12 protein-coding genes are annotated in these 14680 nt (G+C 69.5%); 10 read left to right on the top strand and 2 right to left on the bottom strand.

What is annotated here, in order from left to right; all coding sequences use genetic code 11:
- From VFV19_17615 to VFV19_17590, 6 genes are all read left to right on the top strand, one after another.
- Entirely contained in the window at window positions 1–1254 is a 1254-nt protein-coding gene (locus tag VFV19_17615; protein HEX4826121.1) for an efflux RND transporter periplasmic adaptor subunit, read from the top strand.
- The gene (locus VFV19_17610; GenBank protein HEX4826120.1) at window positions 1251–1934 is read left to right on the top strand and encodes an ABC transporter ATP-binding protein; all 684 of its coding nucleotides are present in this window, start codon (window positions 1251–1253) and stop codon (window positions 1932–1934) included. Before VFV19_17615 ends, VFV19_17610 begins: the two co-directional genes overlap by 4 nt.
- Window positions 1931–3091 carry an FtsX-like permease family protein gene (locus tag VFV19_17605; GenBank protein ID HEX4826119.1) on the top strand — a complete coding sequence of 387 codons (1161 nt, stop codon included), beginning with the start codon at window positions 1931–1933 and terminating at the stop codon, window positions 3089–3091. The genes VFV19_17610 and VFV19_17605 overlap by 4 nt, the downstream gene beginning before the upstream one ends.
- Window positions 3092–3093: 2 nt before the next feature.
- Window positions 3094–4302: an ABC transporter permease gene (locus VFV19_17600; GenBank protein ID HEX4826118.1), complete on the top strand. Its 1209-nt coding sequence runs from the start codon at window positions 3094–3096 to the stop codon at window positions 4300–4302.
- A 116-nt stretch (window positions 4303–4418) separates the two neighbouring features.
- A complete protein-coding gene (locus VFV19_17595) occupies window positions 4419–4913 on the top strand; it encodes a GAF domain-containing protein (protein ID HEX4826117.1) in 495 nt (164 codons plus the stop codon).
- An 11-nt stretch (window positions 4914–4924) separates the two neighbouring features.
- On the top strand, window positions 4925–7285 hold the full coding sequence (locus VFV19_17590; GenBank protein ID HEX4826116.1) for a PAS domain S-box protein: 2361 nt from the start codon (window positions 4925–4927) through the stop codon (window positions 7283–7285).
- Window positions 7286–7348: 63 nt separating this feature from the next.
- Here VFV19_17590 and VFV19_17585 read toward each other — a convergent pair whose 3' ends face one another.
- Together VFV19_17585 and VFV19_17580 are read right to left on the bottom strand one after the other, a co-directional pair.
- Complete coding sequence (locus tag VFV19_17585; GenBank protein HEX4826115.1) at window positions 7349–8143, bottom strand: anti-sigma factor; 795 nt, start codon at window positions 8141–8143, stop codon at window positions 7349–7351.
- A gap of 1 nt (window position 8144) precedes the next feature.
- On the bottom strand, window positions 8145–8711 hold the full coding sequence (locus VFV19_17580) for a sigma-70 family RNA polymerase sigma factor (protein HEX4826114.1): 567 nt from the start codon (window positions 8709–8711) through the stop codon (window positions 8145–8147).
- A 150-nt stretch (window positions 8712–8861) separates the two neighbouring features.
- Between VFV19_17580 and VFV19_17575 the strand changes: the two genes are divergently transcribed.
- The 4 genes from VFV19_17575 to VFV19_17560 all read left to right on the top strand — a co-directional run bounded on the left by VFV19_17575 (window position 8862) and on the right by VFV19_17560 (window position 14417).
- Window positions 8862–10370 carry a DUF4331 domain-containing protein gene (locus tag VFV19_17575; protein HEX4826113.1) on the top strand — a complete coding sequence of 503 codons (1509 nt, stop codon included), beginning with the start codon at window positions 8862–8864 and terminating at the stop codon, window positions 10368–10370.
- Complete coding sequence (locus VFV19_17570) at window positions 10367–11545, top strand: tetratricopeptide repeat protein (GenBank protein ID HEX4826112.1); 1179 nt, start codon at window positions 10367–10369, stop codon at window positions 11543–11545. The genes VFV19_17575 and VFV19_17570 overlap by 4 nt, the downstream gene beginning before the upstream one ends.
- The gene (locus tag VFV19_17565; GenBank protein HEX4826111.1) at window positions 11542–13686 is read left to right on the top strand and encodes a sulfite exporter TauE/SafE family protein; all 2145 of its coding nucleotides are present in this window, start codon (window positions 11542–11544) and stop codon (window positions 13684–13686) included. The genes VFV19_17570 and VFV19_17565 overlap by 4 nt, the downstream gene beginning before the upstream one ends.
- Before the next feature lie 161 nt (window positions 13687–13847).
- Complete coding sequence (locus VFV19_17560) at window positions 13848–14417, top strand: hypothetical protein (GenBank protein HEX4826110.1); 570 nt, start codon at window positions 13848–13850, stop codon at window positions 14415–14417.
- Window positions 14418–14680 lie beyond the last annotated feature (263 nt).

Genomic DNA, 14680 nt, shown 5'->3' with positions numbered 1-14680 from the left:
TTGAGCACGACGAACCAGGCCGATGGCGATTTCCAGCGGAAGCTGGATGCCCTCAAGATCGACCGCGACGAGAGGCCGCGTGAGCGCCGCGGTGCGCCGTGGGTCGTCATCGGCGCGCTCGTCCTCATCCTCGTCGCCGCGGGCGCGTGGTGGGCGCTGCGTCCGCGCGCGGCGCTCGTCACGACCGTGCCCGTCGAAGAGGTCGCCTCGACCGCGAAGGGCGGCGGTACCACGGTCCTCAACGCGTCGGGCTACGTCACCGCGCGGCGGCAGGCGACCGTCTCGTCGAAGATCACCGGCAAGGTCGTCGAGGTGATGGTCGAAGAGGGGATGAAGGTCGAGAAGGACCAGATCCTGGCGCGGCTCGACGCCACGCAGATCGCGCCCGCGCTCCAGCTCGCCGAGGCTCAGCTCGAGGCGGCCCGCCGCGGCGTCAAGGAAACCGACGCGCAGATCAACGACGCGTACGTTCGCAAGAGGCGCATCGACGAGCTCTTCAAGGGTGGTGTGACCTCGAGCGCCGACAGGGATGCGATCGCAGCGGAGGTGGCTGTCCTCGAGGCTCATCGCGCGACGGAAGACCAGCAGGTGCACGCCCAGGAGCGCGCCGTCGACATCGCGCGGCAGAACTTGGCCGACACGGTCATCCGCGCGCCGTTCGCCGGTGTCGCGATCTCGAAGAACGCGCAGCCGGGGGAGATCATCTCGCCGATGTCGGCGGGGGGCGGGTTCACGCGCACGGGGATCTCGACGATCGTCGACATGACGTCGCTCGAGATCGAGGTCGACGTCAACGAGGCGTACATCCAGCGCGTGCAGCCGGGGCAGAAGGTCGAGGCGACGCTCGACGCCTACCGCGACTGGGCGATCCCCGCGCACGTCATCACGACGATCCCCGCCGCCGACCGTCAGAAGGCGACGGTGACGGTGCGCATCGCCTTCGACCAGCTCGACCCGCGAATCCTTCCGGACATGGGGATCAAGGTCGCCTTCCTGGGCAGCGCTGCCGAGGGCGCGACCGAGAAGCGCGTCGTGCGCGTCCCGCGCGCCGCGGTGCGCGGATCGACGGGAAGCGAGTTCGTCTTCGTCGTCGGAGTCGACAACAAGCTCGAGCACCGCGCGGTGACGATGGGGCCGGGTGGTGACGATCCCGCCGAGGTCATGGCGGGGCTGACCGCGGGGGAGCGCGTCGTCACGGGGGGGCCGGACGATCTGGCCGCAGGAATGGCCGTGAAGGAAACGAGGGCACGATGAGCACGTTGGTCGACGTGAGAGGCATCCACAAGACGTTCTTCCGGGGCGGCGAGAAGATCGACGTGCTCCAGGGCCTGAGCGTCGCCGTCGCGAAGGGCGAGTTCCTCGCGCTCATGGGGCCGTCGGGCTCGGGGAAGTCGACGCTCCTGAATCTCATCGGCGGGCTCGACCGGCCCACGTCGGGATCGGTCGACGTCGACGGCGTCACGATCTCGGGTCTCTCCGACGGCAAGCTCACGGCGTGGCGCGCGCGTCACGTCGGCTTCGTCTTCCAGATGTACAACCTGCTTCCCGCGCTCACGGCCGAGCGGAACGTCGAGCTGCCCCTGCTCCTCACGTCGCTTTCGGGCGCGCGGCGCAAGCAGCAGGTCGCGACGGCGCTCTCGCTCGTCGGCCTGTCGGACCGGACGAAGCACTACCCGCGCCAGCTCTCCGGCGGCCAGGAGCAGCGCGTCGGGATCGCGCGCGCGATCGTCACCGACCCGACGCTCCTCCTCTGCGACGAGCCGACCGGCGACCTCGACCGCAAGGCGGGGGACGAGATCCTGGACCTCCTCCAGGCATTGAACCGCGAGCACGGCAAGACGGTGATCATGGTCACGCACGACCCGCGGGCCGCCGAGCGCGCCACGCGCGTGCTCCACCTCGAGAAGGGCGTTCTCGTCGGGACGGCCGCATGAAGTTCTGGCCGCTCCTCTGGAGCAACCTCAAGAGGCGCAAGGCGCGGACGATCTTCACGCTCCTCTCGATCGTGGTCGCGTTCATCCTCTTCGCGTACCTCGCCGCCGTGCGGATCGCGTTCTCGGCGGGCGTGGAGGTGGCGGGCGCCGACCGGCTGTTCACGACGCACAAGACGTCGATCATCCAGCCGCTCCCGAAGAGCTACCAGGACCAGATCGCCCGCACGCCGGGTGTGGTGTCGGTGACGCACGCCTCCTGGTTCGGCGGGATTTACCAGAATCCGAACACCGGCTTCCAGGGCGTGTTTCAGGCGCCCGTCGAGCCGGAGAGCTATCTCGCGATGTACCCCGAGTTCAAGGTGACCGTCGCCGAGAAGAAGGCGTGGGCCGACGATCGCGAAGGCGTCCTCGTCGGCGAGACGACCGCGCGGCGCTACGGCTGGAAGGTCGGCGACCGCGTTCCCGTGCAGGGGACGATCTGGCGCAAGAAGGACGGCTCGAAGGTCTGGGAGTTCAACGTCCGGGGGATCTACACCGGCGACAAGACGGTCGACAAGACGCAGTTCCTGTTCCACTACGATTACTTCGACGAGGCGCGTCAGTACGGCCAGGGGATCGTCGGCTGGTACATCGTCCGCATCGCGGACCCGAAGCAGGCGGCGGACATCGGCAAGAAGATCGACGCGAACTTCGCGAACTCGCCGGCGGAGACGAAGACCGTCACCGAGAAGGCGCTCGCCCAGGGGTTCGCCGATCAGATCGGCAACATCGGCGCGATCATCCAGTGGATTCTCGCGGCCGTCTTCTTCACCCTCCTCCTCGTCACGGGGAACACGATCGCCCAGTCGGTGCGCGAGCGAACCGCCGAGCTGGCGGTCTTGAAGACCGTGGGCTTCTCGAACGGCGCGGTCCTCGCGCTCGTCCTCGTCGAAGCGCTGGTGCTCACGATCGTGGGCGGCGGGCTCGGCCTCGCGATCGGCGCCGCGGCGATCGCCGCGGGCGACCCGACCCACGGCTTCCTCCCGATCTTCTATCTCCCCTCGCGCGACGCGATCGTCGGAATTCTGTTCGTCGTGCTCCTCGGGCTCGTCGCGGGAATCCTCCCCGCGGTTCAGGCGATGCGTCTCAGAATCGTCGACGCGCTCAGGAGGGCATGAACATGCTCAAGTGGCTCTCGCAGGTCTTCGCCGTGACCGGCACCGCGCTCCGCACGATCCCGCAGCGCCGCGGGCCCTCCCTCGCGACGGTCGTGGGGATCGCGGGCGTCGTCGCCGTGCTGATCGCCGTCCTCTCGATCGGGGAGGGGTTCCGCAAGACGCTCCAGACCGCCGGCTCGCCCCAGAACGCGCTCGTCATGAGAGCGGGCAGCGACAGCGAGATGATGAGCGTGCTCGTCGGCGACTCCGTCGACATCATCGCGCAGGCGAAGGGCATCGCCCGAGGCTCCGTCCGCGCCGGCGAGGCGGCGGTGCCGCTCTCGTCCGCGGAGCTGTTCGTCGTCGTCGACTGTCCCAAGAAGACGACGGGGACTCCCGCCAACGTGCCCCTGCGCGGCGTCCAGCCGGCGGCGTTCGCGGCACGGCCCGAGCTCAAGATCATCGAGGGGCGGCCGTTCGAGTGGGGGAAGAACGAGATCCTCGTCGGCGACGGTGCGCGCAAGCAGTTCCGCGGCCTGGACGTCGGCTCGCAGGTCAAGTGGGGCGAGAACGTGTGGACCGTCACCGGGATCTTCACCGCCGGAGGCGCGGTCTGGGAGTCGGAGATCTGGACCGACGCGCGCGTCCTCCAGCCGTCGTACCGGCGCGGGAACTCGTTCCAGACGGTCGTCGCGCGCCTCGAGTCCCCGGAGGCGTTCGACGCCTTCAAGGACAGCCTGACGAAGGACCCGCGCCTCGACGTCATGGTCCAGCGCGAGAGCGAGTACTTCGGGAACCAGGGGCGCACGCTCCAGGCGATCATCCGCGGGCTCGGGTTCATCCTCGCGATCCTGATGGGGATCGGTGCCGTGTTCGGCGCGCTCAACACGATGTACTCCGCGGTCGCGGCGCGGACCCGCGAGGTCGCGACGCTCCGTGCGCTCGGCTTCGGCCGTGTCGCCGTCGTCGTCTCGGTCATGGCGGAGAGCCTCGTGCTGGCGCTCGTCGGCTCGGCGGTGGGCGCCGCCCTCGCGTGGCTGATCTTCGACGGCTACCGTACCTCGACGCTCAACTTCGACACCTTCAGCCAGGTGACGTTCGCGTTCGACGTCACGCCGTCGCTCGTCGTCCAGGGGATCGTCTTCGCGCTCGTCCTCGGGTTCGTGGGCGGCGTGTTCCCCGCGATCCGCGCGGCCCGGCTGCCCGTGACCGCCGCGCTCCGCGAAGCATAGGGGCGCAAAGCTCTGTGAGAAAATGGGGACTGTCCCCATTTCCCGCCCCCTTATTTGCCTTCATCCCTCCGCGGCCTATGTTTTTTCCGGCAGGGGAATTCGTGGAGGGGAGTGCCATGAGCGCGGACGGGATCTTGAAAGCGCTCGACGACGAGCGCCGGAACGGGGCGACGTTCGAGAGCTTGCTCACGAGCGCTGTGTCGCGCTTGCACGAGTCGCATCCGAAGTTCCACTGGACCGGGATCTACGAGCTGTTTCCCGACGAGGTGCTCCGCCTCGGCCCGTTCATCGGCTCGCCGACCGATCACGTGTTCATCGCGGTGGGGCAAGGGGTGTGCGGCACGGCGGTCGCCGAGCGCCGCAACATCAACGTCCCCGACGTCACGAAGGTCGCGAACTATCTCGCGTGCTCCACGTCGACGAAGTCGGAGCTCGTCGTCCTCATCCGGCAGGGCGACCGGATCTTCGGACAGATCGACATCGATAGCCACGAGCACGACGCGTTCGATCACGCCGCCGTCCTGCGCGTCGAGCGCGTCGCCGACTGGCTCGCGCAGGTCTACGCGCAGCACGAGCGCGCCGAGATGGCCCACGCCCGGGGCAAGGTCTAGCCGCCCGCTCCATGGCCTCGCCGTCGTCCCCCGAGACCACGAAGTCCGACGGAGAGCTGCTCCGGCGCCTCCAGCACTACGAACGTTGGGTTCGTATGCTCGACGGGCAGATCCGCGTCCTCGAGCGCGAGCGGCAGAAGCTGTCGGCGGTCGTCAACCACACCGACGCGGGGTTCCTCGTCTTCGATCCATCGCTGTGCGTCGTGTGGGCGAACGCGGTCGCCTCCGAGGGACGCGCCGGCTGCGTGACGCCGGCGGCGATGGTCGGGAAGGCCTGTCATGAGGTCCTCTGCGGCTCCGCGGCCACCTGCGCCGATTGCCCCGCGGCGTCGACGTTCCGCACGCGCACCGTCGCGCACCACGAGATGGCGAAGCCCGGCGACGAGGGAAATCGAACGCTCTACGCGACGTCGATGCCGGTCCTCTCGCCGCGCGGCGAGGTCGACCAGACGATGGTCATGGTGCAGGACATCTCCGACCTCACCGTGCTGCGCCGCTCGGAGCAGCTCATCCGCGAGAGCGAGGGGAGGCTCCGCGTCCTCGTCAGCCAGATGCCCGCCATCCTCTGGTCGACCGACCGCGACCTGCGCTTCACCTCGTCGGTCGGCGCGGGGCTCGGCCACCTCGAGCTGAAGGCGAACGAGGTCGTCGGCAAGACGCTCCAAGAGTACTTCGGTACCGGCGATCCTCGCGCTCTTCCGATCGCGACGCACCTCCGCGCGCTCGGCGGCGAGCCCTCCACCTACGAGATGGACTGGAAGGGACGGACGTTCCACTCCCACGTCGAGCCGCTCTACGACGCCGGCCGCCAGATCGTGGGCACGATCGGCGCCGCGATCGACCTCACCGACCGCAAGGCGGCCGAGGAGGCGCTCAAGCAGAGCGAGGCCCGGAAGGACGCCGTCGTCCGCACCGCGCTCGACGCGGTGATCGGGATGAGCCACGACGGTCTCGTCACCGAGTTCAACCCGGCCGCCGAAGAGATGTTCGGCTGGAGCCGTGACGAGGCAATCGACAGGCCGCTCGACAGGCTCATCGCCCGAATCGGCAACGGCCCCGCGGACGTCATCGGGCGGCGGATCGAGACGATGGCGCTCCGCAAGGACGGCGGCGAATTCCCCGTCGAAGTCGCGATCACGCGCGTTCCCATCGTCGGCCCGCCGGTCTACACCGGCTACATCCGCGACCTCTCCGAGCGGAAGTGCGCGGAGGAGCGCCTCCGGCTGAGCGAGGAGCAGCTCCGCCAGTCGCAGAAGCTCGAGGCGATCGGCACGCTCGCCGGCGGCGTCGCCCACGACTTCAACAACATGCTCACCGCGATCCTCGGCTACACCGCGCTCCTGAAGCGGGGCGTCGAGTCCGGGGAGTCGGTGACGCGGGCCGCGGAGGTGATCGAGAAGGCGGCGCAGCGCGGCGCCGCGCTCACGCGCCAGCTCCTCGGCTTCGCGCGCAAGGGAAAGAACCAGACCGTCGCCGTCGATCTCGACGCGACGATCCGCGAGGTCTTGGAGCTCCTGAGCCGCACGATCGACAAGCGGATCCGGATCCGCCATGTCCCGGGCGGTGTTTCCCCGATCGTCAGCGGCGATCCTTCTCAGATCGAGCAGGTCATCTTGAACCTTGCGGTCAACGCGCGCGATGCGATGCCGGACGGGGGCGAGCTGGCGTTCGCGATCGACGAGACGATGCTCGACGGGGAGCGCGCCGAGAGGTATCCGGGGACGCAGCCGGGTCCGCACTGGCGCCTCAGGATCTCGGACACCGGTTGCGGGATCCCGGCGGAGATCGTCGGCCGCATCTTCGAGCCGTTCTTCACGACGAAGGACCGCGACAAGGGCACCGGCATGGGCCTCGCGATGGTCTACGGCATCGTGCAGAACCACGGCGGCGGCATCCGCGTCGAAAGCGCGGTCGGAGCGGGGACGACGGTCGAGATCCTGCTGCCGCGCGGTGCCTGCGCCCTCGCCGAGACCGCCGCAGCGGCCGACGACGGGGTGCGCGGGCACGGACGCATCCTCGTGGTCGACGACGAGGAAGCGGTGCGCGACGTGACCGCCGACCTCCTGCGCGAGCTGGGGTACGACGTCGCGACCGCCTTCGACGGACAGGATGCGGTCGAGTACTACGAGCGCCACGCCGCCGAGATCGACCTGATCCTCATCGACCTCGTCATGCCACGGATGGGCGGGCGCGAGTGCTTCCGCGCGCTCAAGGCGCTGAACCCCGACGTGCGCACGGTGCTCTGCACCGGTTACGGCTTCAACATCGCGGCGCAGGAGCTGCTCGACGAGGGGATGACGGGCTTCCTCTCGAAGCCGTACGACTTCGGGCGCCTGTCGTCGGTCGTCTCCCGTACGCTCGCGAAAGAGTAAGAGGGGACAGCTTCCGAAACTAAACCTGGTTACTGTCCCGGGTCTAGTTTCGGTCCCCTCTGCTCAGAGCTTCCCGAGCAGGAGGATCGAGCCGGTCGGCTGCGGCGAGCCGCCCGCCGGCTCGTCGGTGACCGCCGCGGCGACGACCGTGCCCGCGTCGGCGGGAACGCGGATCGCGCCGGCCCCTTCCGTCGGCCCGAACGTGCCGGCGCTGATCTTCCGCGTCGGCGTGATCAGCCAGAGCTGATACGTCTTCCCCGCCGGCGGCGCCGGAAGGCTCGCCGCGTAGAGCTGCCAGGTCTCGCCCTTCGGATCCCAGAAGACGCGCGCCGACGCCTGCTCGGCCCCCTTCTGGCCGGCGAGGTCGAAGACGTGGACGCCGGGCGCGCTCGCCATGCGGATCGAGTCTTTCGTCTGGACGATCTGCCGGCGCAGATCGACGAGCTCCGCGGCCTGCCGGTCGAGGCGTGCATGAAGATCGGCGACGACCGCGGCGCTCCGGCGCGCAACGTAGGCTCCCCCGACGTAGGCGGCGAGGATGGCGGCGGCCGCAACCGCGGCCGCGAGCCGCCACCACGAGCCGGAGGAGCTAGCACGGGGTGGCGCCTCGCTGCGGACGCGGGCCATGAGCCGCGCCTTCGCCGACTCCGAGGGCGTGACCTCGGGGAGGGCGAGCGGCATCAGGTTCAGCGACTCGCTCAAGGCCGCGAGCTCCGCGGTACAGTGCGGGCAGCCCGAGGCGAGATGCTTTTCGAGGCGCGCCGCCTCGTCGGACTCGAGGCCGCCGAGCACACGGAGGGGCAGGAGCTCGTCGAACTCCCGGCACCGCCCGTTCATGCCGCCCCTCGTCTCGTCCACGTCATCCCTCGTGCGCGCTCAACGAAGCGCGCAGCGCTGACATTCCCTGACGGATCCTCGTCTTCACGGTGCCCAGCGGCTCCCCGAGCTGCTTTGCGATCTCGGAGTGTGACATCCCCTCGTAGTACGCAAGCTCGATCGCCTCTCGCTGCCCCGCGCTCAGAACCCCGAGCGCTTTCATGACTCGGCGCTTGACGAGGCTCGACTCCGCGGCGGCGTCCGGGCGATTGCCGGTCGACGGCATCGCGGCGAGCGCACCGTCGCCCGCCTCGACCGCCTGCCGCCGCACGCGCTGCCGCAGACGATCGACGGCGCGGCTCCGGCAGAGGGTCATGAGCCAGGCGGCGACGCTGCCGCGCCCCGAGTCGAACGAATCCGCCTGTCGCCAGACCTGGTGGAACACGTCGACCAAGGCCTCCTCCGCTTCCGCGCGATCGCGGAGCACCCGGAGGGCGAACGCCATCACGACACCGCGGTAGCGGTCGTACAGGGTGGCGAGCGCCTCCGGATCGCGCGCGACGATGCGCGTCAGGAGCCCCCCGTCCTCGGTCTCCGCGTCCTTCGCCATCTCGTCTTCAGGTCCTACGACGCCAAGGCCCCGATCGGATTTCGGCGCGCATCTTACCCCGCTCGCAATCCGATCGGCCCAATCGCGTCGTAGTGACTGTGAACCATCAACTTTGAACTGTGAACTGTGAACTTCCGAGGAGGCACTTGCATGAGAATGAAAGTCTTCGGTCTGGGCTTGGCGCTCACGGCATCGCTCGCGGCGCGCGCCGCCAGCCACCGCGAGGCGCCGCTCATGACGCTCGACCCCGCGGCGGACATCACCGACTTCTACGCGTTCGTCAGCTACGACGACGCCAACCTGGGCCGCGCACCCGCCGACCGTAAGGTCACGTTCATCCTGAACGTGATCCCCGGTCAGGAGCCGTCGGCGGGGCCCAATTACTACGCCTTCGACGACACCGTCCTCTACGCGATCCACATCGACAACGACAAGGACGGCGTCGACGACGTCTCTTACGAGGTTCGCTTCACGACCGAGACGGTCTCGCCGAACCAGTTCATCGCGACGCTCGCGCTGCCGCCGGTGACGGCGCTCGAGGGCGAGGGGAGCGAGGGACTCTCGCGGAAGCAGCGCTACACGGTGACCGAGGTGCGGCCGTGCAAGATCGGAGCGCACTGCGTCACGCGCACGAAGCTCTTCGAGGGGCAGCTGCTCTCCGCGGTCCCGTCGAACATCGGTCCGCGCACGACGCCCGACTACGAAGCGCTCGCCATGAAGGGGGTCTTCACCGACGCATCGGCCGGCGCGCGCGTCTTCGCCGGCCAGCGGGCGGAGACGTTCGCCATCGACCTCGGCGCCGTCTTCGACACGCTCAACCTCAGGACCGAGACGCCGCCTCCCCCGGGCGGACGTCCTCTTCCCGTTCTCACCAACGCCGAAGACGCCGACGACGCGCACGACGCGTTCGGCGTGAACAGCTTCAGTGGATTCAACATCAACACGATCGCGATCGAGGTGCCGATCCGCCGCATCACGAAAGACGGCCTGCCCGCGACCTCCGCGAACGGGACGATCGGCGCCTACGCGACGACCTCGCGACAGGGCGTCTCGATCCGCCGCACCGGCGCTGCTTCGAAGAACGTCAGCTCGTGGAAGCAGGTCTCGCGGATGGGGAACCCGCTCGTCAACGAGCTGATCATCCCGATCGGCTTCAAGGACCTCTGGAACCAGACCGCGCCCGAGGACGAAGCGCAGTTCCTGCCTTACTACCGCGATCTCGCCGTCGCCGGAGCGCTCCAGCTCGTCTCCGGCGTGCCGGTGCCGCCGAACCCGCGCGAGGACATCGTCCAGCTCCTGACGAAGTACGCGGGCCAGAACCCGAGCCCGAACATCGGACCGTTCGCCGAGCTGCTACGGCTCAATCTCACCGTACCTCCGACGCCGCCCGCGCAGATCAAGCGCCTCGGCCCGCTGGCGCACGACGCGTCGGGGACCGCGACGCCCGACGGCGCCGGATTCCCGAACGGGAGACGGCCGAACGACGACGTGACCGATCTCGTCGTGCGCGTCGCCGGCGGGCCCAACTACATCGCGAACAACGTCGGCGACGGCGTCAACGTCAACGAGAAGGGAATCACGCCGTACTTCCCGTTCCTCCCCGAGCCGTTCGACGGACGCAACCGGCAGCACCACGACCCGATGGAGCCGGCGCCATGAGGTGGGCCGCGGCCGTCCTGGCGTCCGGGGCTCTAGCGCTCGTTCCGAGCGTGTCTCCCAACCCCCGCCGGGAGACGAGCCCCGACGTCTTGACGGCCGCGGCCGCTTCGCTCATGAACGAGGCACGCCTCAAGGGCGACGTCGCCCTCTACCGCCGGGCCGAAGAGGCGTGCGACCGTGCTCTCGAGATCGACCCGGCGCACTACGACGCGCTGCGCTTGCGCGGATGGATCTACGGCGGTGAGCACCGCTTCGCCGAGGCGGCCCAGGCGGCGCGCCGTGCGCAGGCGGTGCGGCCCGACGATCCCTTCAACTTCGGCGCGCTCGGGGACGCGCTCGTCGAGACGGGGGACTACGCCGGCGCCGAGACGGCGTTCCAGAAGATGATCGATCTCAGGCCCGACAGCGCCTCCTACGCCCGCGGCGCCTACTTCCGCGAGCTGACCGGAGACAACGACGGCGCGATCGAGCTCATGAGCCGCGCGCTCGACGCCGCGGTCGCCGCCGGCCCGGCAGAGCGCGCCTGGTATCTCTCGCAGCGCGGCGACCTGCGCTTCGCACGGGGTGGGCTCTCCGAGGCCGCGGCGGACCACGGCGCGGCGGTGGCGCTCGCACCGCAGGCGCCGTGGGCCCTCGCCGGTCTCGCCCGCGACGAGGCCGCGCTCGATCACGACGAGCGGGCGATCGCTCTCGATCGCCGGTCTCTCGAGATCCTGCCCTCGCCGCTCGTCGCTGCGGAGCTCGCCACGCTCCTCGAGCGCCGCGGGCGCGCCGACGAAGCTCGAGCGGCATTAGCACTCGTCGAAGCGACGAAGCGGCTTCGGGAAGATCGGCAGATCGCGATGATCGACGCCGATCGCGGCCACGACGTCGAAGCCGCTCTCGGCGTCGCCGAGCGCTCGCTCGTCTCGCGTCACGACATCTACGGATACGACGCCGTCGCGTGGTGCGCCTTCAAGGCAGGGCACCTGGCGCGCGCTCGCGAGACGATGTCGGAGGCGCTGAAGCTCGGCACCGAGGACGCGCGCCTCTTCTTCCACGCGGGGATGATCGCGAACGCCGCCGGCGATCGCGCCGAAGCGAGGCGCGATCTCGCCCACGCCCTACGCCTCAACGCTCGATTCGACCCGTCCGGTGCGGAGGTCGCCCGCCGCACGCTCCGGGAGATCTCATGAAGCTCAAGGTCGCCGCCGCTCTCGTCGCGTTCGCCGCGTGCTCGGCCGTCTCGGCCCACCCGCTGGGGAACTTCTCGATCAACCGATGGGCCGCGATCGAGCCCGCGGCCTCGAGCCTCCGGATCCGTTATGCCGTCGATCTCGCCGAGATCCCGACGTTCCAGGAGATCGGCGACGGTGCGGTGCCGGCAGACGAAGCGGGTCGCCTGGCGGTGCGCTTCGCGCCGGGATTGCACCTGACGATCGGCGGCAGCGAGCGCGTGCTGAGCGCAGAGGACGCCGCCGTGCGCGTCGCCCCGGGCGCCGGTGGCTTGCGCACGATGCGTCTCGACGTCACCTACGAGGCGGCGATCGACCGTGTCCCCGCGGGTGGCTCGCCGGTCGTCTTCCGTGACGACAACTTCGACGGTCGCGCGGGGTGGCGTGAGGTCGTCGCGTGGAGCGGCGAGGGGATGGCGCTCACCGGCGCGACGGTGCCGGGTCGCGACAGGAGCGCGCGATTGACGTCGTACCCGCAAGATCTCCTGCAGACTCCCCCGCGGATCAACGGCGCCGAAGCGACCCTGCTCGCCGGCGTCGAGGCCGCGACCGCACGCGCCGAGGGCAAGGCATCTCCGCTTCCGGACGCCGGAACGGCCGGCGGCGGCGCGAAGGCCCAGGATCGGTTCGCTGCGCTCATCGGCCCCGGCGCCGGCGGCAGCGCGGGCCTCATGCTCGCGGCGTTCGCCGCCGCGCTGTTCTGGGGCGGGGCGCACGCGCTCTCGCCGGGGCACGGCAAGACCGTCGTGGGCGCCTACCTCGTCGGCCAGCGCGGGGCGGCGCGTCACGCGGTGGCGCTCGGCCTCATCGTCACCGTCACGCATACCGCCGGCGTCTTCGCGCTCGGAGGTCTCACGCTCGTGCTGTCGCGGTACTTCGTACCCGAGAGTCTCTACCCCTGGTTGGGTTTCACGTCGGGTCTCATCGTGACCGCGATGGGGCTCGGCCTCCTCGCCCGGCGCCTCGGCCACGGCCACCACCACGGCCATGGCCATGACCACGGGGGACACGGCGATCACGACCATCGGGTGCCGGACAGGCTGACGTGGCGCGGCCTCCTGGCGCTGGGGATCTCCGGCGGCATCGTTCCGTGTCCCTCGGCGATCGTGGTATTGCTGTCCGCAATCGCCTTCCACCGTGTACTGTTCGGGATGGCGCTCATCGGCGCGTTCAGCCTGGGGCTCGCGGCGGTGCTCGTCGCGGTGGGGCTCACGATGGTTTACGCGCGATCGGTGTTCGACCGGTTCGACGGCGGAGGACGTGTGACGGCGAGGCTCGGACGGATCTCGGCGGTGGCGATCGCCCTCCTCGGGATCGGCGTCGCTCTGAAGTCGATCCCGCCGCCGATCGCGGCGCTCTTCGCTTCGCCCGAGCGCGCGATCTCCGGAACGGTCGTCGGCATCCTCGGGCTCGGCCTCCTCTTCGGCCTCCGCCATGCGACCGAGGCCGACCACATCGCCGCCGTCAGCGCGATCGTCAGCGAGCGCGCGGGCTGGCGCGCCGCGGTCCGCACGGGCGCCCTCTGGGGAACGGGGCACACCGTCTCGATCCTCGCCGCCGGCCTCCTCGTCCTCGGCCTGAACGTCGTCATTCCGGAGCCCGTCGCGCGCATCCTCGAGCTCGCCGTCGCGGTGATGATCATCGTCCTCGGCGGACGTGCGCTCGCGCTCGCTCTCCGTGCGCGGACCGATGCCCACGTCCACCTCCACGTCCACGGCGAGAAGACGCACCGCCATCTCCACTTCCACGAGCCGGAGCACGAACACGCTCCCGGCCTCGCGGCAGACGGCCATGTCCACGCGCTTCGCCGGCCCGGCCTCAAGCCTCTCGCCGTCGGGATGATGCACGGCCTCGCGGGCTCCGCCGCCCTCACGCTGCTCGTGCTCGCGCAGATCCACTCGCCGCTGCTCGGCCTCGGATACCTGCTCGTCTTTGGAATCGGCTCGATCGGGGGGATGGCGCTCATGAGCGTGGCGATCAGCGTGCCGTTCGCCGCGACGGCGGCGCGCCCCGGATTGAACCGTGCGATCCGCGTCGCGGCGGGGTTCCTGAGCTTGGCTTTCGGCCTCTTCTACGCCTGGTCGCAGCTCGGAGCCGCCTGACGCTCGGTGGCCGCAAGCTTGTGGGTGGCCGCGCTCGCCGCCGCTGCCCGATGCGCGAAGTTCCTGGGAAGAAACACGCTAGTTTCCGGGGCTTGACACCGCACCCACGCACGCCGATTGTGGACATCGACAGGTGGCGCAAGTCGTTCCGGGGGTGCGTCATGCGAAGAGCCGACCAACAAGCTCGCGGCCACCGTGGGGTCATCGCAGTCCTGGGCGTCATGGTGTGGACGTTGGCCTCCGCCGGCTCCGACGCCCCTCCTCCTCCCGCGCCGATCGGGATGGTCCTGCGATCGGACAAGATCGATTGCACCAAGTGGACGCTCGACGGCTACCGCCTGGGCATGAGCCAGAATGAGATCCTCGCCGTCCGTTCAGCCACGATTCAAGTCGAAGGACAGGCGCAGGTCGTCGAGCCGGGAAAATTCAGCGGGGTCTTGGTCGTCGAGCCGATCGGCCTCGCGAAGTGGGAGGTCGTCTATACGGCGAAAACCGCGGACGCTCTGCGCGCGGAGCTCCACGACCGTTTCGGCGATCCATTCTCCGACGGCGACGGGCCCATGCCGGGCGACGACAAGACGGGCCAGCGCCGGCGCACCACGGTGTGGCGCGATGGAATCTGCGACGTGGCGGTCGTCGTTACCGAGACTGCTTCGGCCGACGGCTCCGCCCACTCGGTTCAGGCGATCTTGGCGAGGGCGTCGAGCCTGAGCAAGTTGCTGCATCAATAGGCTTTTCCAACACGACTCCGCGTCGAACTCGCGGTCCTTTTCTCTCCACCGTCCGGAGGGACATCGCCGTTCTTCTCTCCCAATCCGTCCCCCCACTCCGCACTCGACGAAGATTTCACTTGCGCCCACACGATCACCGAAGTAGAACGGTAAGCGAGATGACGACCTCGATCCGTTACGCGTGGTGGTGGTACGCGAGCCTCCGGGAGGTGGCGACGGACTAGGGTCTTCTTCAAAGGACGATTCCAACCGGCCCACTTCCC

This window comes from Candidatus Polarisedimenticolaceae bacterium (assembly GCA_036275915.1).
Taxonomy (GTDB): Bacteria; Acidobacteriota; Polarisedimenticolia; order Polarisedimenticolales; family DASRJG01; genus DASRJG01.
This window is presented reverse-complemented; position numbering and strand designations above follow the sequence as displayed.

What these genes read in the sequence shown, in the direction of transcription:
- VFV19_17590 (HEX4826116.1), top strand. Translation starts at nt 4,925, where the DNA reads ATGGCCTCGCCGTCGTCCCCCGAGACCACGAAGTCCGACGGAGAGCTG.
- VFV19_17595 (HEX4826117.1), top strand. Translation starts at nt 4,419, where the DNA reads ATGAGCGCGGACGGGATCTTGAAAGCGCTCGACGACGAGCGCCGGAAC.
- VFV19_17580 (HEX4826114.1), bottom strand. Translation starts at nt 8,711, where the DNA reads ATGGCGAAGGACGCGGAGACCGAGGACGGGGGGCTCCTGACGCGCATC.
- VFV19_17560 (HEX4826110.1), top strand. Translation starts at nt 13,848, where the DNA reads ATGCGAAGAGCCGACCAACAAGCTCGCGGCCACCGTGGGGTCATCGCA.
- VFV19_17565 (HEX4826111.1), top strand. Translation starts at nt 11,542, where the DNA reads ATGAAGCTCAAGGTCGCCGCCGCTCTCGTCGCGTTCGCCGCGTGCTCG.
- VFV19_17605 (HEX4826119.1), top strand. Translation starts at nt 1,931, where the DNA reads ATGAAGTTCTGGCCGCTCCTCTGGAGCAACCTCAAGAGGCGCAAGGCG.
- VFV19_17575 (HEX4826113.1), top strand. Translation starts at nt 8,862, where the DNA reads ATGAGAATGAAAGTCTTCGGTCTGGGCTTGGCGCTCACGGCATCGCTC.
- VFV19_17610 (HEX4826120.1), top strand. Translation starts at nt 1,251, where the DNA reads ATGAGCACGTTGGTCGACGTGAGAGGCATCCACAAGACGTTCTTCCGG.
- VFV19_17570 (HEX4826112.1), top strand. Translation starts at nt 10,367, where the DNA reads ATGAGGTGGGCCGCGGCCGTCCTGGCGTCCGGGGCTCTAGCGCTCGTT.
- VFV19_17600 (HEX4826118.1), top strand. Translation starts at nt 3,094, where the DNA reads ATGCTCAAGTGGCTCTCGCAGGTCTTCGCCGTGACCGGCACCGCGCTC.